The organism is Pseudomonas sp. LjRoot277 (genome assembly GCF_964253845.1).
GTDB lineage: Bacteria > Pseudomonadota > Gammaproteobacteria > Pseudomonadales > Pseudomonadaceae > Aquipseudomonas.
In genome coordinates this window covers 1,181,307-1,199,383 of the sequence record NZ_CAXURI020000001.1, presented here as the reverse complement: position 1 = coordinate 1,199,383, position 18,077 = coordinate 1,181,307, and the positions used below count along the sequence as shown (strand labels likewise).

At 59.6% G+C, this 18,077-nt stretch carries 18 protein-coding genes; 9 read left to right on the top strand and 9 right to left on the bottom strand.

Annotation, left to right across the window (positions count from 1 at the left end; genetic code table 11):
• Positions 1–91: 91 nt before the first annotated feature.
• On the bottom strand, positions 92–649 hold the full coding sequence (locus ACSQ87_RS05715) for a hypoxanthine-guanine phosphoribosyltransferase (RefSeq protein ID WP_033061274.1): 558 nt from the start codon (positions 647–649) through the stop codon (positions 92–94).
• 164 nt (positions 650–813) lie between these two features.
• Here ACSQ87_RS05715 and upp point away from each other — a divergent pair, with 164 nt between their 5' ends.
• Both upp and ACSQ87_RS05705 read left to right on the top strand, forming a co-directional pair.
• Positions 814–1,452 (top strand): uracil phosphoribosyltransferase, encoded by a 639-nt coding sequence (gene upp / locus ACSQ87_RS05710; RefSeq protein WP_008025893.1) that lies wholly within the window; start codon positions 814–816, stop codon positions 1,450–1,452.
• Between the two features lie 2 nt (positions 1,453–1,454).
• Positions 1,455–2,729 (top strand): uracil-xanthine permease family protein, encoded by a 1,275-nt coding sequence (locus ACSQ87_RS05705; RefSeq protein WP_223429647.1) that lies wholly within the window; start codon positions 1,455–1,457, stop codon positions 2,727–2,729.
• 160 nt (positions 2,730–2,889) lie between these two features.
• Here the strand turns inward: ACSQ87_RS05705 and hemH are convergent, their stop codons facing one another.
• Both hemH and ACSQ87_RS05695 read right to left on the bottom strand, forming a co-directional pair.
• Positions 2,890–3,912: a ferrochelatase gene (hemH, locus tag ACSQ87_RS05700; RefSeq protein ID WP_436273515.1), complete on the bottom strand. Its 1,023-nt coding sequence runs from the start codon at positions 3,910–3,912 to the stop codon at positions 2,890–2,892.
• Between the two features lie 13 nt (positions 3,913–3,925).
• Positions 3,926–4,828, bottom strand: a complete 903-nt coding sequence (locus tag ACSQ87_RS05695) for a TIGR01777 family oxidoreductase (protein ID WP_436273514.1) — start codon at positions 4,826–4,828, stop codon at positions 3,926–3,928.
• Between the two features lie 196 nt (positions 4,829–5,024).
• Here ACSQ87_RS05695 and ACSQ87_RS05690 point away from each other — a divergent pair, with 196 nt between their 5' ends.
• From ACSQ87_RS05690 to ACSQ87_RS05665, 6 genes are all read left to right on the top strand, one after another.
• Positions 5,025–6,011, top strand: a complete 987-nt coding sequence (locus tag ACSQ87_RS05690) for an NAD(P)/FAD-dependent oxidoreductase (protein ID WP_095130402.1) — start codon at positions 5,025–5,027, stop codon at positions 6,009–6,011.
• A 132-nt stretch (positions 6,012–6,143) separates the two neighbouring features.
• The gene (locus ACSQ87_RS05685; RefSeq protein WP_436273513.1) at positions 6,144–7,103 is read left to right on the top strand and encodes a YbgA family protein; all 960 of its coding nucleotides are present in this window, start codon (positions 6,144–6,146) and stop codon (positions 7,101–7,103) included.
• Positions 7,103–8,044 carry a MerR family transcriptional regulator gene (locus tag ACSQ87_RS05680; protein WP_436273512.1) on the top strand — a complete coding sequence of 314 codons (942 nt, stop codon included), beginning with the start codon at positions 7,103–7,105 and terminating at the stop codon, positions 8,042–8,044. The genes ACSQ87_RS05685 and ACSQ87_RS05680 overlap by 1 nt, the downstream gene beginning before the upstream one ends.
• Before the next feature lie 34 nt (positions 8,045–8,078).
• The gene (gene phrB, locus ACSQ87_RS05675) at positions 8,079–9,527 is read left to right on the top strand and encodes a deoxyribodipyrimidine photo-lyase (protein WP_436275083.1); all 1,449 of its coding nucleotides are present in this window, start codon (positions 8,079–8,081) and stop codon (positions 9,525–9,527) included.
• 66 nt (positions 9,528–9,593) lie between these two features.
• Positions 9,594–10,370 (top strand): SDR family NAD(P)-dependent oxidoreductase, encoded by a 777-nt coding sequence (locus ACSQ87_RS05670; protein WP_223429643.1) that lies wholly within the window; start codon positions 9,594–9,596, stop codon positions 10,368–10,370.
• A 60-nt stretch (positions 10,371–10,430) separates the two neighbouring features.
• Complete coding sequence (locus ACSQ87_RS05665) at positions 10,431–10,736, top strand: YkgJ family cysteine cluster protein (RefSeq protein WP_008153413.1); 306 nt, start codon at positions 10,431–10,433, stop codon at positions 10,734–10,736.
• Between the two features lie 68 nt (positions 10,737–10,804).
• Here ACSQ87_RS05665 and ACSQ87_RS05660 read toward each other — a convergent pair whose 3' ends face one another.
• The 6 genes from ACSQ87_RS05660 to hemA form a co-directional block, all read right to left on the bottom strand.
• On the bottom strand, positions 10,805–11,323 hold the full coding sequence (locus ACSQ87_RS05660; protein ID WP_150658989.1) for an acyloxyacyl hydrolase: 519 nt from the start codon (positions 11,321–11,323) through the stop codon (positions 10,805–10,807).
• 112 nt (positions 11,324–11,435) lie between these two features.
• Complete coding sequence (gene murI, locus ACSQ87_RS05655) at positions 11,436–12,227, bottom strand: glutamate racemase (RefSeq protein ID WP_223429642.1); 792 nt, start codon at positions 12,225–12,227, stop codon at positions 11,436–11,438.
• Positions 12,220–12,975 (bottom strand): molybdopterin-synthase adenylyltransferase MoeB, encoded by a 756-nt coding sequence (locus ACSQ87_RS05650; RefSeq protein WP_074880238.1) that lies wholly within the window; start codon positions 12,973–12,975, stop codon positions 12,220–12,222. Before ACSQ87_RS05650 ends, murI begins: the two co-directional genes overlap by 8 nt.
• The gene (gene prmC, locus ACSQ87_RS05645) at positions 12,969–13,799 is read right to left on the bottom strand and encodes a peptide chain release factor N(5)-glutamine methyltransferase (protein ID WP_436273511.1); all 831 of its coding nucleotides are present in this window, start codon (positions 13,797–13,799) and stop codon (positions 12,969–12,971) included. Before prmC ends, ACSQ87_RS05650 begins: the two co-directional genes overlap by 7 nt.
• Positions 13,800–14,882, bottom strand: coding sequence for a peptide chain release factor 1 (gene prfA, locus ACSQ87_RS05640; protein WP_095130385.1), 1,083 nt, complete (start codon positions 14,880–14,882; stop codon positions 13,800–13,802).
• Positions 14,879–16,168 carry a glutamyl-tRNA reductase gene (gene hemA / locus ACSQ87_RS05635; RefSeq protein ID WP_046048307.1) on the bottom strand — a complete coding sequence of 430 codons (1,290 nt, stop codon included), beginning with the start codon at positions 16,166–16,168 and terminating at the stop codon, positions 14,879–14,881. Before hemA ends, prfA begins: the two co-directional genes overlap by 4 nt.
• Positions 16,169–16,350: 182 nt before the next feature.
• On the opposite strand from hemA, the gene ACSQ87_RS05630 reads away from it, so the two are divergent.
• Positions 16,351–18,075 (top strand): tetratricopeptide repeat protein, encoded by a 1,725-nt coding sequence (locus ACSQ87_RS05630; RefSeq protein WP_436273510.1) that lies wholly within the window; start codon positions 16,351–16,353, stop codon positions 18,073–18,075.
• Positions 18,076–18,077 lie beyond the last annotated feature (2 nt).

Here is an 18,077-nt window from a genome sequence, read left to right as displayed (position 1 = left end):
ATGCGGCTTTTCAGTTAAACCGCGGGGCAGGGTTTACGACTGCTGCGCAGCCGGACGCAGGCTGCGCCAGCTGCTACAGATTGTGTCCGGCTTACATGCCTTTAACAGCAAAAATCCCGTTGGCGTTACGCCAGTAGCCTTTGTAGTCCATGCCGTAACCGAAGATGTAACGGTCGATGCATGGCAGGCCGACGAAATCGGCTTTCAGGTCCGGGCGAGCCTTGCGGTCGTGGTCCTTGTCGATCAGCACGGCGGTGTGCACAGCACGGGCGCCGGCGTGTTTGCAGAAGTCGATGATCGCGCCCAGGGTGTGACCTTCGTCGAGGATGTCGTCGATGATCAGCACGTCACGGTCGATGAACGACACTTCCGGCTTGGCTTTCCAGAACAGGTCGCCGCCGCTGGTTTCGTTGCGATAACGGGTGGCGTGCAGGTAGGACGCTTCCAGCGGGAAGTTCAGATAGGTCAGCAGCTTGCCGGAGAAAATCAGCCCGCCGTTCATCACGCAGAACACCACCGGATTGCTTTCAGCCAGCTGGTCGTTGATTTGTGCACCGACGCGGGCGATGGCCGCCTCGACTTCAGCTTCGGTGTACAGGCAGTCAGCCTCTCGCATGATTTGACGGATATGCTCGAGATCAGCGGACATAGCGCTCTCCAGGGGGTGGCGGATTCAGGAAAAGCGGGCAAAGGTACGCATCAAGCGAGGCCAGATCAAGCGTTTGTGGACTAACGTACTTCATGTCTATAGGACAACACCCTCGGATAGATTAATCTAGGCCGGTTTTTTTGCCCGCCGCCGGAGCCTTTCCCATGCCCATCCTCGAGATCCGCCATCCGCTGATCCGCCATAAACTCGGCCTTATGCGCCGCGCCGACATCAGCACGAAGAATTTCCGTGAGCTCGCTCAGGAAGTCGGTGCCCTGCTGACCTATGAAGCCACCAAAGACCTGCCGCTGGAAAGCTACGACATCGAAGGCTGGTGCGGCACGGTGTCGGTCGAGAAAATCGCCGGCAAGAAAATTACTGTAGTACCGATCCTGCGCGCCGGTATCGGCATGCTCGAAGGCGTGCTGAGCCTGATCCCGGGCGCCAAAGTCAGCGCCGTCGGTGTAGCCCGCAACGAACAGACCCTGCAGGCCCACACCTACCTGGAAAAACTGGTTCCGGAAATCAACGAGCGCCTGGCGATGATCATCGACCCGATGCTCGCTACCGGCAGCTCCATGGTCGCTACCATCGACCTGCTGAAAAAGGCCGGTTGCCGGGATATCCGCGCGATGGTGCTGGTGGCGGCCCCTGAAGGCATTGCCGCCGTAGAGAAGGCTCACCCGGACGTGACCATCTACACCGCTTCCATTGACGAGAAACTCAACGAACACGGTTACATCATCCCAGGCCTGGGCGATGCCGGTGACAAGATCTTCGGCACCAAGCAGAAGGACGCTTGAGCATGCAGCAAGAGTTCAACGATCCGCTCTGGCGCACGGTGCTGTCGGGTGCGCAGATGCTGTTCGTGGCCTTCGGCGCCCTGGTGTTGATGCCGCTGATTACCGGCCTCGACCCGAACGTGGCGCTGTTCACCGCTGGCCTGGGGACGATTCTGTTCCAGATTGTCACCGGGCGTCAGGTGCCGGTGTTCCTGGCGTCGAGCTTTGCCTTCATCACCCCGATCATTCTCGCCAAAGGCCAGTTCGGCCTCGCGGCGACCATGGGCGGCGTGATGGCGGCGGGTTTCGTCTACACCTTCCTCGGCCTTGCCGTGAAGATCAAAGGCACCGGTTTCATTGACCGCCTGCTGCCACCGGTGGTGATTGGCCCGGTGATCATCTCCATCGGCCTGGCCATGGCGCCAATCGCCGCCAACATGGCGATGGGCAAGGCTGGCGACGGCACCGAGCTGATTCATTATCAGACGGCGATGCTGATCTCGATGCCAGCGCTGCTGACCACCCTGATTGTCGCGGTGTTCGGTAAAGGTATCTTCCGCCTGGTGCCAATCATCTCCGGTGTGCTGGTGGGTTTTGCGATGGCGTTCTACTTTGGCGTCGTTGATACCGCGAAAATCGCCGCCGCACCGTGGTTTGCGATCCCGCACTTCACCGCGCCGGAATTCAACTGGCAGGCGATTCTGTTCATCGTTCCGGTGGCCCTGGCCCCGGCCATCGAGCACATCGGCGGCGTGATCGCTGTCGGTAGCGTGACCGGTCGCGACTATCTGAAGAAACCCGGCCTGCACCGCACCCTGCTCGGCGATGGCATTGCCACTACCGCCGCCGGCCTGTTTGGCGGCCCACCCAACACCACCTATGCCGAAGTGACGGGCGCGGTGATGCTGACCAAGAACTACAACCCGAAGATCATGACCTGGGCGGCGATTTTCGCCATCACCCTGGCGTTCATCGGCAAGTTCGGCGCGCTGCTGCAAAGCATTCCGGTACCGGTGATGGGCGGGATTCTGTGCCTGTTGTTCGGTTCGATTGCGGCGGTGGGCATGAACACGCTGATTCGCCACAAGATCGACCTGGGCGAAGCGCGCAATCTGGTGATCGTCTCGGTGACCCTGGTGTTCGGGATTGGCGGCGTACTGGTCGGCACCGGCACTGGGCCGGACGACTTCGGCCTCAAAGGCATCGCGCTGTGCGCGGTGACGGCGATTGCGCTGAACCTATTGCTGCCGGGTAATGACAGCTGGAAGCACAAGAAGGCGAATGAGCCGGTGCTGTAACAGACGACTCAACCCCCTGTGGCGAGGGAGCTTGCTCCCGCTTGAGTGCGCAGCACTCACAAAATATTCATCGACTGCAAAGATTTTGGGGCCGCTTCGCGACCCAGCGGGAGCAAGCTCCCTCGCCACAACAAGCCCACCTTCACTTCAAGGTGTATTCCTACAGCGCCAACGGCGCTCTTTCGCACAAGGTGCTCAACGCCCGCGCCCACTGCGGATCGTCGTTGAGGCACGGCACCAGCACCAACTCCTCCCCTCCCGCCTCGCGGAACAGCTCTTTGCCGCGATCCCCGATCTCTTCCAGTGTCTCGATGCAATCGGCAACGAACGCCGGGCACATCACCAGCACTTTCTTCACGCCCATTCCAGCCAACTCATCAAGGCGCGCTTCGGTGTAGGGTTCGATCCATTTGGCCCGCCCCAGACGCGACTGAAACGACACCGACCACTTGCCATCCGGCAAGCCCATGCGTTTGGCAAACTCCGCCGCAGTTCGCAGACACTGACCGCGATAACAGGTCGCGACCACTTCCGGTGGTGCACCCGCACAGCAATCGCCGCCGCCCTCAAAACTGTGACCCGGATTGAGCTTCTTCAAGTGCCGTTCCGGCAAACCGTGGAAGCTCAACAGCAAGTGATCGTAATCCTGCTGCAAATGCGGCTTGGCGCTGGCCACCAGCGCATCGAGGTATTCCGGTTCATCGTAGAACGGCTGGAGAATCGAAAACTGCACATCCAGCTGCTTATCGCGAACCACCCGCTTGGCCTCCTCGATCACTGTGGTCACAGTGCTGTCAGCGAACTGTGGATAGAGCGGCGCGATCGTGATCCTCTTGTGACCCTGAGCCGCCAGGCGCACCAGCGCCGATTCAATAGACGGCTCACCGTAACGCATCGCCAACTCCACCGGACCGTGGGTCCACTGGGCCGTCATGGCCTGTTGCAAGCGACGGCTGAGCACCACCAACGGCGAGCCCTCCTCCCACCAGATCGAGGCGTAGGCATGGGCAGACTGCTCCGGGCGCCTGAACAGGATCAGCGACACCAGCAAACGTCGCACCGGCCATGGCAGGTCGATCACATACGGGTCCATCAGAAATTGATTGAGGTAACTGCGCACATCCGCCACCGAGGTGGAGGCCGGAGAGCCCAGATTGACCAGAAGCAATGCGTGATCGGTCATGCAACGTCCTATTTCAAAGGCGGCTGGAAAGGTCGTCCAGAGCCGCGCGCAAATCAGTGAACTGGAAAGTGAAACCCGCTTCCAGCAAGCGAACCGGTACGGCCTTCTGGCCGCCCAGCAACAGCAATGACAATTCGCCCAGACACACCTTCAACGCAAGGGCCGGCATGGGCATGAACGTCGGGCGGTGCAGCACGCTGCCCAATGTCTTGGCAAACTCGCGGTTGCGCACAGGCTTGGGTGCGCAGGCATTATAAGGACCACTGGCGTCTTCCTGACGCAGAAGAAAATCAATCAGGGCGATTTGATCGTTGATATGGATCCACGGCATCCACTGCCGGCCACTGCCAATAGGCCCGCCCAGCCCCACTTTGAACGGCAACAACAGCCGCGACAAAAAGCCGCCCTCGGCCGACAACACCAGCCCGGTACGAATGAAGATCACGCGAATGCCAAAGCCTTCGGCACGTTGGGCGGTTTCTTCCCAGGCGATGCACAACTGGCTGGCGAAATCATCGATAACCGGTGGAGACTTCTCGGTCAATTCCCGTTCGCCCCCGTCACCGTACCAACCGACCGCAGACCCGGAAATCAACACCTGCGGTTTTTGTTCACGGGCTTCGAGCCAGGCCAGCAGGGTTTCGGTCAGGGTGATGCGGCTGCTCCACAACAGCGCTTTGCGTCTGGTTGTCCAGGGACGATCGGCAATCGGTGCACCTGCGAGGTTGATAATCGCATCCACTGGCTCCTGGCCGATGTCCTCGAGGCGGGCCACTCCGCGCACTTGGGCACCACAGATTTTCGCGACTTTTTCAGGCTTGCGACTCCAGACCGTCAGGCGATGACCCTGACTCAGCCAGAGGCGGCAGAGTTGACGTCCTATCAAACCAGTACCGCCGGTCAGCAATATGTGCATGACTACTTCCTCGCGTAGCGTTTTACCCTGATCACTAGTCTATTTTTATAAGCAGGGATCTTTGGTATCGGGCAGGCTCTGTGATTAACAATAGGCCAAGCTGTCAGAACGAGAACGCTAAAAGTTATACCAAAAAACAATATTGTACAGGTTTCAACCACGGCGTAGTCTGTACAGAAAGGTAAACGAGGCCCCTATGACTGTACCTATCGCAATCATCGGCACCGGCATCGCCGGGCTCTCCGCCGCCCAGGCCCTGACAGAGGTCGGGCATGTCGTTCAACTTTTCGATAAAAGCCGCGGCAGTGGCGGACGCATGTCGAGCAAGCGCAGCGATGCGGGTGCTCTGGACTTGGGCGCGCAATATTTCACCGCCCGCGATCGCCGCTTCGTCACTGAAGTCCAGCGCTGGCAAGGCAACGGCTGGGTTGCCGAATGGATGCCGCAGCTCTACACCTACCATGGCGGCCAGCTCAGTCTGTCGCCGGACGAACAGACGCGCTGGGTCGGCACGCCGCGCATGAGCGCCATCACCCGTGGCCTGCTCGGCGACCTGGAAGTGCATTTCGCCTGCCGCATTACCGAGGTCTATCGCGGCGAGGAGCACTGGCATCTGCAGGACGCCGAAGGCTTCACCCACGGCCCGTTCAGTCATGTGATTATCGCCACGCCGGCGCCTCAGGCGACTGCTCTGCTGGCCTCCGCACCGAAACTCGCCGGTGCCGCCGCCGGGGTAAAAATGGACCCGACCTGGGCTGTCGCGCTGGCGTTCGAGACACCGCTGGATACGCCCATGGAAGGCTGCTTCGTACAGGACAGCCCGCTCGACTGGCTGGCTCGCAACCGCAGCAAACCGGGACGTGACAACACGCTGGACACTTGGGTCCTGCATGCCACCAGCGCCTGGAGTCGGCAACATATCGACCTGTCCAAGGAAGCGGTGATCGAGCAATTGCACGGCGCATTTGCCGAACTGCTGCACGACGCCATGCCCGCCCCGACCTTCAGTCTCGCGCACCGCTGGCTCTACGCCCGGCCCGCCAGCAGCCATGAATGGGGAGCCCTGGCCGATGCCGATCTGGGCCTCTATGTATGTGGCGACTGGTGCTTGTCCGGTCGTGTCGAAGGCGCCTGGCTCAGCGGCCAGGAAGCCGCCCGCCGCTTGCATGCGCATCTGCAGTGAACCGCATCGATCCGGTAGGAGGCCGACGATAAAACCTATACAAACAATTTGACTTGTACACCTTTGAATCTATGATGAAGTTATGTTGTACAGACCGAGCAGTCTGTACAGGTTTAGATTCGAGGTGCTCCGATGCCCCACGTCACCGTGAAACCGAAGATCGCCATCAGCGCCTGCCTGATGGGCGCAGAAGTGCGTTTTAACGGCGGGCACAAGGCGTCGCGGCTGTGCAGTCGCACCCTCACGGACTATTTCGATTTCATCCCGGTCTGTCCGGAAGTCGCCATCGGTCTCGGCATTCCCCGTGAACCGATCCGTCTGGTGGGCGATCCACAACATCCAGAAGCCATCGGTACCGTTAACCCAACACTCAATGTCACCCGGCCGCTGACCGAGTACGGTCAGAAAATGGCCGCGGAACTGGGCGATCTCTGCGGCTACATCTTCATGCAGAAATCCCCGTCATGCGGCCTGGATCGGGTCAAGGTCTACCACGCCAACGGGGCGCCGGTGGACGGTGGTGGCCGTGGCATCTACGCGCAGGCGTTCTGCGCGCTGCATCCGGATTTACCGGTGGAAGAAGACGGCCGACTCAACGACCCGGTGCTGCGAGAAAACTTCCTCACCCGCGTGTTCGCCTATAGCGCCTGGCAGCAGTTGCTGCGCGACGGCCTGACTCGCCGTGGCCTCACGGATTTTCACTCGCGCTACAAATACCTGCTGATGGCCCACAACCCGGTGCAATACAAAACCCTGGGCAACCTGTTGGGCAACATGGGCCAGACCGATCCGAACGAACTCGGTCCACGCTATTTCAGCGAGCTGATGGCGGCCTTGAAAAAATGCGCCACTCGCCGCACCCACACCAACGTCCTGCAACACATCAGTGGCTATCTCAAACAGACGATCAGCCCTGAAGACAAACAGGAAGTGCAACACGTCATCGGTCAGTACCGCCACGGCATCGTGCCGTTGGTGGTGCCGTTGACGCTGCTCAAACACTACTTCCGTCAACACCCGGATCCATACATTGCGCAACAGGTTTACCTGCAACCGCATCCGGAAAATCTCAGTCTGCGAAACGCGATCTAATGAAAACCCTACTCGACACCAGCGCCAGCGAAGACCTTGGCGCCGACTTCAAGAAAGCCCTCGACGAAGGCTGGCTGCCGATCCGCGAGGTCGCGCGGCAGACCGGCGTCAACGCCGTCACCTTGCGGGCCTGGGAACGGCGTTATGGCCTGATCGTGCCGCAACGCACGCCCAAGGGGCATCGGCTGTTCTCTGACGAACACGTTCAACGCATCCTGACGATCCTCACCTGGCTCAACCGCGGCGTGGCCGTCAGCCAGGTCAAGCCACTGCTCGACACCCCGCAGGCCTTCACCGAATCCGTCGAAAACGATTGGCAAGTGCTGCGTTCTACGCTGCTGCAAGCGGTCACTCAACTGAACGAACGCACCCTCGATGACACCGTCAATCAGGCCATGGCGTTGTATCCACCACGGACCTTGTGCGCAAAACTACTGATGCCATTGCTGGCTGAACTGGAGCAACGCTGGCAAGGCCAGTTCGGTGCGCAGATGGAGCGGGTGTTTTTTTACTCCTGGTTACGCAGCAAATTTGGCGCACGCATCTACCATAACAACCGTCAGTTACGCACCGCGCCACTGTTGTTGATCAATCAATCGGACCTGCCACTGGAACCTCACCTGTGGCTGACCGCCTGGCTGATCAGCAGCGCCGATTGCCCGGTGGAAGTGTTCGACTGGCCACTCCCCGCCGGCGAACTCGCGCTGGCGGTCGATCATCTGCAAGCCCGCGTCGTACTGCTGTATTCCAGCAAAGCCATGAACCTTTCGCAGCTGCCGAAACTTTTGAATGGTGTCAGTTGCCCAAAAATGATTGCCGGCCCCACGGTATGCATCCACCACGCCGAGTTGTCCGCACGAACGTTCAAGATTACTGATTTGTTCCTGGCTGAAGATCCGTTAGCGGCGCATCAGGGCCTGGTTCAACGTGGGCTCATTTAATGGCGAATTTTTAATGAATCGTGCGGACTCCTCTCTGCAATTGATCTGGTTGCGCAGCGACTTGCGCCTCCATGACAACACCGCCCTCTCGGCCGCCGCAGCCCGCGGCCCGACTGTGGCGGTGTATCTGCTAAGCCCGGAGCAATGGCTGGAGCACGATGACGCGCCGTGCAAAGTGGATTTCTGGCTGCGCAACCTGAGCGAGTTACGCAGCGCGTTGGATGAGCTGAACATTCCCTTGTTGATCCGCAAGGCATCTCGCTGGGAGGACGCACCCAAGGTGCTGCTCGATCTTTGCCAACAGTTGAAGATCGACGCGGTGCACGTCAACGAGGAGTACGGCATTCATGAAAGCCGTCGTGATACCGCGGTGGCTCAAGCCCTGAAAGCCCAAGGCATAGACTTTTACCGCTACCTCGATCAACTGCTGTTCAAGCCTGGCACCGTGCTGACCAGAACCGGCACCTATTTCCAGGTTTTCAGCCAGTTCCGCAAGGTCTGCTACGAACGCTTGCATGCATCATTGCCGAGATTGGTTACCGCCCCCGCCATCCAGGCTCCGCTGGGTATCGCCAGTGACGAACCGCCCTCTCGCGCCGAGGGTTTCGACACGCCCAGCGATAGTTTGCGTGCTCTCTGGCCGGCCGGCGAAGCCGAAGCCCGACGCCGCCTTGAGACCTTTACCGACGCACAGATCGACTATTACCACAGCGAGCGCGATTTCCCGGCAAAACCCGGCACCAGCCGGCTCTCGGCCTATCTCACCGCCGGGGTCATCTCCCCTCGTCAGTGTCTGCACGCCGCGCTGCAAAGCAATCAGGGCGAGTTTGAAAGTGGCAAGGTCGGCGCCGTCACCTGGATCAACGAATTGCTGTGGCGCGAATTCTACAAACACATTCTGGTGGGCTACCCACGGGTCTCGCGTCATCGCGCCTTCCGCCCGGAAACCGAAGCCCTCGCCTGGCGCGATGCACCCGAAGATCTCCTGGCCTGGCAAGAAGCCCGTACCGGCCTGCCGATCATCGACGCGGCCATGCGCCAATTGCTCGAAACCGGCTGGATGCATAATCGCCTGCGCATGGTGGTGGCGATGTTCCTGACCAAGAACCTTTTGATCGACTGGCGTGAAGGTGAGCGTTTTTTCATGCGTCATCTGATCGATGGCGACCTGGCGGCGAACAACGGTGGCTGGCAGTGGAGTTCCTCCACTGGCACCGATTCGGCGCCCTACTTCCGGATTTTCAACCCACTGAGCCAGTCGGAAAAGTTCGACGCCGAAGGGGTTTTCATCAGGCATTGGTTGCCGCAGATCAATGGAATGAACAAAAAAGACCTGCACAATCGCGCGAGACTCGACGGATTATTCGGTGTGATGGATTATCCATCGCCGATCGTCAACCTGAGCACTTCCCGCGAACGGGCCTTGGCCGCGTTCAAGAACCTGCCATCCCGACAGGGTTTATCCCCCCCGGAATTAAATTGATGCCGCCGCATGCGTTATAAATACGGTATTGAGCCGGGAAATTATCTGGTTAAAAAGGGAATTTGGATGAGTCGTACACCCCCAAGGCGATACTGGTTGACCGGCGCCAGCAACGGCATTGGTGCCGCTTTGGCCGAAGAAATACTGAAAAACGGTGCCCACCTGGCTGTCAGCTCCCGCTCATTGGCGCCATTGAAAGCCTTATCTCAGCGCTATCCCGGACAAGTGCTGGTGGTCGCGGGTGATTTGACCAACGGCCAGCGGGTGCGCGAAATCGGCGAGCAGATTGCCAAGGAGTGGGGTTCTCTGGACACCATGATCCTCAACGCGGGTACCTGCGAATACGTCGACCCCAATCAGTTCGACTCGTCAATCATCGAGCACATCGTGCGTACCAACCTGCTTGCCAGCAGCTATTGCATCGAAGCCGCCCGGCCCCTGCTGCAGGCGGGCACTGCGCCGCATCTGGTGGGCATGGCCAGCTCGGTGACCTACCTGCCCCTGCCACGGGCCGAATCCTATGGCGACTCAAAGGCCGGGTTGCGTCACCTTTTCGAGTCCTTGCGCATCGACGTGGCGCCGGAAAACATCGAAATGACCATAGTCAGCCCAGGACTTATCGATATACCCCTGAGCAATGACGTTGCAGAACACCTCGACTGGTCGGCGGACAAAGCTGCGCGATACCTCTTCGACATGCTCAAGCATCGTCCCCTGGAGCTCCCTTTACCGGAACTGCTCATGCCTGTCCTTTGGCCTCTGCCACAAAAGCCCGGCCAGACGGGACTGGAAATTGGCAAGCGCATGGAGCGAAACAATCCGCCGACCGAGGATCTGCCGTGAAGCCTGAGCGTCCGTCAGGCCTTTCACACAGCGTGGGCCTACTGCCTTACACTGAGCGCCATGAAAACCATTCCCCATACGCAAATCGCCGAGCCTGCGGTCACATGCTCGACCTGCGCAGCTTGCTGCTGTCAGCTCGAAGTCATGCTGATCACGGACACGGGCGTGCCCGAACGTTTTATCGATACCGATGACTGGGGCGGGGAAGTCATGCTGCGTCTGGATGACGGCTGGTGCGCCGCACTGGATCGCAACACGATGATGTGCACCATCTACGAAAAACGCCCGTTGATCTGCCGGGAGTTCGAGATGGGCGCACCGGAGTGCATCGACGAACGCCAAGGGATTACCACGGCGTATCGCTGATCGAGAAAACACCGAAGATCTAATGTGGGATCGCCGCACCGCCGCTCCCACATTTACCAAGTGCAGGCTTACAACGGCATCGTGTAGTGCAGCGCGTAACTTTCTACACCATCGTTCGAGCTGCTGATTCCGGCATTGGAATAGTGCGTCGCACGAATCCCGACTTCATGCCCGCCCGTAAAGCGCAGCCCAAAACCGAACCGGTCTTCAAACTGAAAGGCATTGCCGAGATTGTTGTTTTCGACTTCGGTATTGGCGAACACCGCGACGCCAACCCCCAACTCCAGGTAGGGTTTGACGGTCTGCCCGGCAAACTCGTAAACCAGCACCGGCGCGAACGACAGGCTGTGGTTGCTAGAGGTCTTGTCGCCGTCCCAATAGGTGTAGGCACCGCTCCAGTAACCAGTCAAACGACCGATATCACTCTGCAGCCAGCTCTTGTCCCAATCGAATTGCATGCCCAGTCGATAGGTCATGGTCGACTCGCTAGTCTGACCGACCGCGAACTCCACGCCTGCCGCCTGTGCGGTAAAACTGTGCCCCATTAGTGCGGCCGCAATCGCGGCCAAGCAGAATAGTCGCTTCACTAGAAACATCCTTTTCCGAACGATTTCGTATGGTTTTTTTGTCGCTTGATGCTATAGAAGTCGACACTTAATCAGAAGTTCACCCCAATTACTCGCTTGCCCCGAGTTTTGTTTACTCCTTGAAGCTTCGCACAACGCCAGCGGTATTCCACAGTATCGGCAAGATATTTTTGAAATGCTCCGGATCGGCACTCGTCCAGAACTGTGCAGCACGAGCAGGCTCCTCGGCGAGCAATTCACGCTCGGCCAATAAACGCTGAAGTTGCCGCGCTACAGCGGCGCCGGTGTCGATCAAGCTGATGTCATCGGGGATCATCTGCTTTAGCAACGGCTTTAGGAAGGGGTAATGCGTGCAGCCAAGAATTATCGTGTCGCACCCGGCACCGAGCAGCGGTTCGACATACCTGGCCAGCAACTCGCGCAGAGCCGGACTGTGCAGATCACCGTTTTCAATCAGCTCCACCAGACCGGGACACGGCTGGGTGATGACTCGCACATCGGTGGCGAAACGGTCGAGCAACGCGGCGAACTTGGCACTCTGCAAGGTGCCGGTGGTGGCGAGAACGCCGACCACACCGCTGCGGGTGGCGGCAGCGGCCGGTTTGACCGCAGGCTCCATGCCGACGATGGGCCACTCGGGATAATCGCGCCGCAAATCTGCAACCCCAGCGACCGTCGCCGTGTTACAGGCCAGCACCAAGGCCTTGGCGCCCTGCTGCTGAAAAAAATCGGCCATCACGCTACAGCGATAACGGATGAATTCCGGGGTTTTCTCGCCGTAGGGAATATTCCCGCAATCGGCGACATACAACAGTGACTCGTTGGGCAGCAAACGCTGGATCTCGGCCAGCACCGAAAGCCCACCGACACCGGAGTCGAACACGCCAATCGGCGCTTCACGCATGCTTCGAACCACAGACGCTGCAGCCCGGATCACGCTTGACCCGCAATTCGCGAAAGCGCGAGCCCAAGGCATCGATCAACAACAGGCGTCCCACCAGCGGCTCGCCGAAACCCACCAGCAACTTCATGGCTTCCAGCGCCTGAAGGCTGCCCACCAGGCCAACCAAAGGCCCTACGACGCCGGCTTCGCTGCACGTCAGTTCGGCTTCACTGCCGTGACCATATAAACAGTGGTAGCACGGGCTTTCTGGACGGCGCGGGTCAAACACCGACAACTGCCCTTCCAGCCGAATCGCTGCGCCACTGACCAGCGGTTTGCCGGCGGCGACACACGCAGCGTTGACCGCTTCGCGGGTGGAGAAATTGTCGGAACAGTCCAGCACCAGATCCACCGCGGCCACGGCGGCGGCCAGGGAATCTTCGTCCAGCGCGGTGCGATGGGCGATCAACTGAATCTCGGGATTGATCGCGCTCAGTCGGCGTATAGCCGAATCGACCTTGCTCAGGCCAACGCTGTCGGTGTCGTGAACGATCTGGCGTTGCAGGTTGGTCAGATCGACAGTGTCGAAATCCGCCAAATGCAACTCGCCGACGCCGGCAGCTGCCAGATACAGCGCAACCGGCGAGCCGAGGCCGCCGAGACCGACAATCAATACGCGGCTTTCTTTCAGTCGCAACTGGCCGTCGATATCGACGTGTTGCAACAGAATCTGCCGACTGTAGCGCAACAATTCCTGATCATTCAGCACGGCAGGCGCCCCAGGCTGATACGTTCGTGACCGCCCAGATCGGTGCGGCTGTGGACTTCTTCAAAGCCGCGGGTCAGCAGCAAATCGCGTACCGCAGTGGCTTGATCATAACCGTGTTCAAGCATCAGCCAACCGCCCGCCTCCAGATAATCCGGCGACTGGGCGACGATCAGACGCAGATCGTCGAGCCCGTCGATGCCGGCTACCAAGGCACTGGCCGGTTCGAAGCGCACGTCGCCTTCCACCAGATGCGGGTCGGCGGAGGCGATGTAAGGCGGGTTGCTGATGATCAGCTGAAAACGCTGACCTTCCAGCGCACTGAACCAATGACTGCTCAGCACGGTGGCGTTGTTCAGGTGCAAGCGCTGGCGATTGCGCTCGGCCAGGGCCACGGCTTCGAGCACACGATCCACGGCGGTCACCTTCCAGGCCGGACGCTCGCTGGCCAGGGCCAACGCAATGGCGCCGCTGCCGGTGCCGAGATCGAGGACCTTGGCAGGTGTGGCTGACAGCAGTTCAAGTGCGGTTTCCACCAACAACTCGGTGTCCGGGCGCGGGATTAGCGTATGCGGCGCCACTTCCAGATCAAGCTTCCAGAAACCTTGCTGACCGAGGATGTAGGCCACTGGCTCACCGCCACGGCGGCGCTGCAAATACTCGACAAATTTAAGCGCCGCTTCGCTCGGAACGATGCGCTCGGGCCAGGTGTGCAGAAAACTGCGGGACTTGCCCAACGCAGCGGCCAGCAACAATTCGGCATCCAGGCGCGCGGAGGGCGAATCTGGCAGGTCGGCGGCGCGTAACAAACTGGCAATGATCGTCATTTACTCACCTATCGCTGCCAATTGGTCGGCCTGATATTCGGCCAGCAACGGCTCGATCACCGCATCGACGCCACCCGCGAGGATTTCGTCGAGGGAATACAGCGTCAGGTTGACCCGATGGTCGGTGACCCGCCCCTGGGCAAAGTTATACGTGCGGATCCGCTCCGAGCGATCACCCGAACCGACCAATAATTTACGCTCGCTTGCGATAGCGTTCGCGGCGGCGCTGGTCTGCTGATCGTTGAGCTTGGCCGACAGCCAGGACATCGCCCGGGCGCGGTTCTTGTGCTGGGAACGTTCTTCCTGGCACTCGACGACAATACCGGACGGCAAGTGCGTGATGCGGATCGCCGAGTCCGTCTTGTTGACGTGCTGACCACCGGCACCGGAGGATTTGTAGGTGTCGATGCGCAAATCCGAGGGGTTGATCTCGATCGCTTCCTGCTCGTCCGGCTCGGGCAATACGGCTACGGTGCAGGCCGAGGTGTGGATGCGCCCCTGGGATTCGGTGGCCGGAACCCGTTGTACGCGGTGGGCGCCGGATTCGAATTTCAGCTTGCCGTAGACGTTGTCGCCTTCGACGCGGGCGATGACTTCTTTAAAGCCGCCGTGTTCACCGATGTTCTCCGAGAGGATTTCCACCCGCCAGCCGCGACGCTCGGCGTAACGCGAATACATGCGGAACAGGTCGCCGGAGAAAATCGCCGCCTCGTCACCGCCGGTGCCGGCGCGGATTTCGAGGAACACGTTACGCCCATCGTTCGGATCCTTGGGCAGCAGCATGCGTTGCAGGCTGGCTTCGATGTCGATCAGTTGCTCTTTGGCTTCGCGGACTTCTTCCACGGCCATTTCGCGCATGTCCGGGTCGCTGTCCTTGAGCAGCGCCTGGGCGCCCTCGAGATCGCTTTGTACCTTGAGCAACTGTTTATAGGTTTCGACAATCGGTTCGACTTCCGCGTATTCCTTGGAATAGGTGCGGAATTTGGTCTGATCGGAAATGACTTCGCCGTCGCCAAGCAAGGCGGTCAATTCCTCGAAACGGTCCTGGAGGATGTCCAGCTTATTGAGCAGTGACGCTTTCATTGCGGTTTTTTATCCGAAAAGCTATCCGATGAGCCCTCATTCAGGGCAAAGAGTTCCTGGGCCATGGCCAGCGCATCGAGGCGGCCTTCGGCAGAGAGCTTTTTCAATTGCACGCTCGGTGCGTGCAAGAGTTTGTTGGTCAGGCCCCGCGCCAGTTGCACCAGCACGTCTTCGGCGCTGCTGCCGTTGGCCAGCATGCGCTGGGCCTTCTGCAATTCTTCGTCGCGCATGCGTTCGCTTTGTTGGCGATAAGCCTTGAGCACATCCACCGCAGCCAGTTCACGCAGGCGGACCATGAAATCTTCGGCACCGACCGAGACCATCTCTTCCGCCGCCTGGGCTGCGCCCTGCCGACTCTTGAGGTTCTCGGCGACCACTTCGTGGAGATCGTCGACGCTATAGAGGTAAACGTCGTCCAGTTCGCCGACTTCCGGCTCGATATCCCGGGGGACGGCGATGTCTACCATGAAGATCGGCTTGTGCTTGCGCAGTTTCAAGGCGCTTTCCACCGCGCCCTTGCCCAGGATCGGCAACTGGCTGGCGGTGGAGCTGATGACGATGTCGCTGCGCACCAGTTCCGCCGGGATGTCCGAGAGCAACACCGCGTGGGCGCCGAACTGCTCGGCCAGAATGCTCGCGCGCTCCAGGGTGCGGTTGGCAACGACGATGCGCTTTACACCCAGTTCGTGCAGATGGCGGGCGACCAGGGTGATGGTCTCGCCAGCGCCGATCAGCAAGGCCTGGCTGCGTTGCAGGTCGCTGAAAATCTGTTTCGCCAGACTGACCGCGGCAAACGCCACGGACACCGGGTTCTCGCCAATGGCAGTGTCGGTGCGCACCTGTTTGGCCGCATTGAAGGTGGCCTGGAACAGCCGCCCGAGCAACGGACCGATGGTGCCGGCCTCGCGGGCCACGGCGTAGGCCGATTTCATCTGACCGAGAATCTGCGGTTCGCCCAACACCAGCGAATCGAGCCCGGAGGCCACCCGCATCATGTGACGAACTGCCGCATCATCTTCGTGCACATAAGCACACGCGCGCAGCTCTTCGAGGCTCAAATGGTGATAATCGGCCAGCCAGCGCAATATGATGTCAGCCGAAAGGTGATCCTGTTCTATATAGAGTTCACTGCGATTGCAGGTGGAGAGGATCGCAGCTTCGCGGCTGTCGGTGAGTCGGCAGAGCTGCTGCAAGGCCTCCACCAGCTGCTCAGGGGTAAAGGCCACGCGCTCGCGGACGTCTACTGAAGCAGTCTTGTGGTTAATACCGAGTGCAAGGAAGGCCATTCAAAGTCGCTGATGGTGACGTGAAGCCGGCAATTGTCCTACTTCGACAGAGCCAGAACAACTACCGCTGACTATTGTCCCAATGACCTGCCTCTATAAAGGCGCCAATTGAGACTCGGTTATGTTTGGCCGAAGGCTTGTGTCATGATGATCCGACCGCAGGTTAGTCGTCCTCTTCCTATATGAATAGATCTTCCGCGTTGCTTCTCGCTTTTGTCTTCCTCAGCGGCTGCCAGGCCTTGGCACCCGTTTCGTCGGACGGTACGCCGCCGGTCGAAGACAGCACTCAGGCCCCTGAAAAGCCCAAGGTTTACAGCTCATTCAGTGAAGAAACCATCTTCAGTCTGTTGAGCGCCGAACTGGCTGGCCAGCGCAATCGCTTCGACATTGCCCTGGACAACTACGTGACCCAGGCGATCAATACTCAGGATCCGGGTATCTCCGAGCGGGCATTCCGTATCGCCGAATACCTGGGCGCCGATCAGGCGGCCCTGGACACCTCGTTGATCTGGGCGAAAAATGCCCCGCAAGACCTTGAGGCGCAACGGGCCGCTGCCGTGCAACTGGCTCGTGCCGGGCGTTATGACGACTCCATGGTCTATATGGAGAAAGTCCTGCAAGGCAAGGGCGATACGCATTTCGACTTCCTCGCCCTGTCTGCGGCCGATACCGACCAGGACACGCGCAACGGCTTGATGAAAAGTTTTGACCGCTTGTTGCAGCGCCATCCGAACAACGGCCAGCTGATTTTCGGCAAAGCCTTACTTCTGCAACAGGACGGTGACGCCAAGGGTGCGCTGGGCCTGCTGGAAGACAATCCGCCGGACGAAGGCGAAATAGCGCCCATCCTGCTGCGCGCACGCCTGCTGCAGACGCTCAGTCGTGGCGATGAAGCCTTGCCGCTGCTGCAAAAAAGCATCAAGAAATACCCGGACGACAAACGCCTGCGCCTGACTTACGCGCGCATGCTGGTTGAACAGGACCGCATGGACGACGCCAAAGCCGAGTTCTCGAGCCTGGTTCAGCAGTACCCGGAAGACGACGAACTGCGTTACTCCCTGGCGTTGGTCTGCCTGGAAGCCAAGGCCTGGAATGAGGCCAAGGGCTATCTGGAAGACCTGATTGCCCGAGAAAGCCACGTCGATTCGGCGCACTTGAACCTCGGTCGTATCGCTGAAGAGCGCAACGACCCTCAAGGCGCGCTGATCGAGTACGCCCAGGTCGGCCCGGGCAACGATTACCTGCCGGCGCAATTGCGTCAGGCCGATATCCTGATGAGCAATGGCAAGACCGCCGAAGCCCAAAGTCGTCTGGCTGCGGAGCGCGATGAGCAGCCTGATTACGCGATTCAGTTGTATTTGATCGAAGCCGAAACCTTGTCGGCAAATAAACAGCCCGACAAGGCCTGGAATGTATTGAAGCAAGCCTTGCAGCAATACCCGGACGATCTGAATCTGCTGTACACCCGCGCCATGCAAGCGGAAAAACGCAATGACCTGGCGCAGATGGAAAAAGACCTGCGCCTGATCATCAAGCGCGACCCGGACAATGCGATGGCGCTGAACGCCCTCGGTTACACTCTGTCCGACCGTACGACGCGCTACGCCGAAGCCAAGGCCTTGATCGAACAGGCGCACCGAATCAATCCGGAAGACCCGGCGGTACTCGACAGTCTCGGCTGGGTGAACTTCCGCATGGGCAATCTCGACGAAGCCGAACGCCTGCTGCGCCAGGCGCTGGAGCGCTTCCCCGATCAGGAAGTCGCCGCGCACCTGGGCGAAGTCCTGTGGGCCAATGGCAAGCAACGGGAAGCCAAGCAAATCTGGAACAAGTTCCTCAAGGAGCAGCCCGACAGCCCCATCCTGCGCAGCACCATCAAGCGCCTGACCGGATCAGAGACTCTTTAAGA

Bases quoted from the DNA above. Each gene is read 5' to 3' on its own strand.
- ACSQ87_RS05715 (WP_033061274.1), bottom strand. From the start codon at position 649: ATGTCCGCTGATCTCGAGCATATCCGTCAAATCATGCGAGAGGCTGAC.
- upp (WP_008025893.1), top strand. From the start codon at position 814: ATGCCCATCCTCGAGATCCGCCATCCGCTGATCCGCCATAAACTCGGC.
- ACSQ87_RS05705 (WP_223429647.1), top strand. From the start codon at position 1,455: ATGCAGCAAGAGTTCAACGATCCGCTCTGGCGCACGGTGCTGTCGGGT.
- hemH (WP_436273515.1), bottom strand. From the start codon at position 3,912: ATGACCGATCACGCATTGCTTCTGGTCAATCTGGGCTCTCCGGCCTCC.
- ACSQ87_RS05695 (WP_436273514.1), bottom strand. From the start codon at position 4,828: ATGCACATATTGCTGACCGGCGGTACTGGTTTGATAGGACGTCAACTC.
- ACSQ87_RS05690 (WP_095130402.1), top strand. From the start codon at position 5,025: ATGACTGTACCTATCGCAATCATCGGCACCGGCATCGCCGGGCTCTCC.
- ACSQ87_RS05685 (WP_436273513.1), top strand. From the start codon at position 6,144: ATGCCCCACGTCACCGTGAAACCGAAGATCGCCATCAGCGCCTGCCTG.
- ACSQ87_RS05680 (WP_436273512.1), top strand. From the start codon at position 7,103: ATGAAAACCCTACTCGACACCAGCGCCAGCGAAGACCTTGGCGCCGAC.
- ACSQ87_RS05670 (WP_223429643.1), top strand. From the start codon at position 9,594: ATGAGTCGTACACCCCCAAGGCGATACTGGTTGACCGGCGCCAGCAAC.
- ACSQ87_RS05665 (WP_008153413.1), top strand. From the start codon at position 10,431: ATGAAAACCATTCCCCATACGCAAATCGCCGAGCCTGCGGTCACATGC.
- murI (WP_223429642.1), bottom strand. From the start codon at position 12,227: ATGCGTGAAGCGCCGATTGGCGTGTTCGACTCCGGTGTCGGTGGGCTT.
- prmC (WP_436273511.1), bottom strand. From the start codon at position 13,799: ATGACGATCATTGCCAGTTTGTTACGCGCCGCCGACCTGCCAGATTCG.
- prfA (WP_095130385.1), bottom strand. From the start codon at position 14,882: ATGAAAGCGTCACTGCTCAATAAGCTGGACATCCTCCAGGACCGTTTC.
- hemA (WP_046048307.1), bottom strand. From the start codon at position 16,168: ATGGCCTTCCTTGCACTCGGTATTAACCACAAGACTGCTTCAGTAGAC.
- ACSQ87_RS05630 (WP_436273510.1), top strand. From the start codon at position 16,351: ATGAATAGATCTTCCGCGTTGCTTCTCGCTTTTGTCTTCCTCAGCGGC.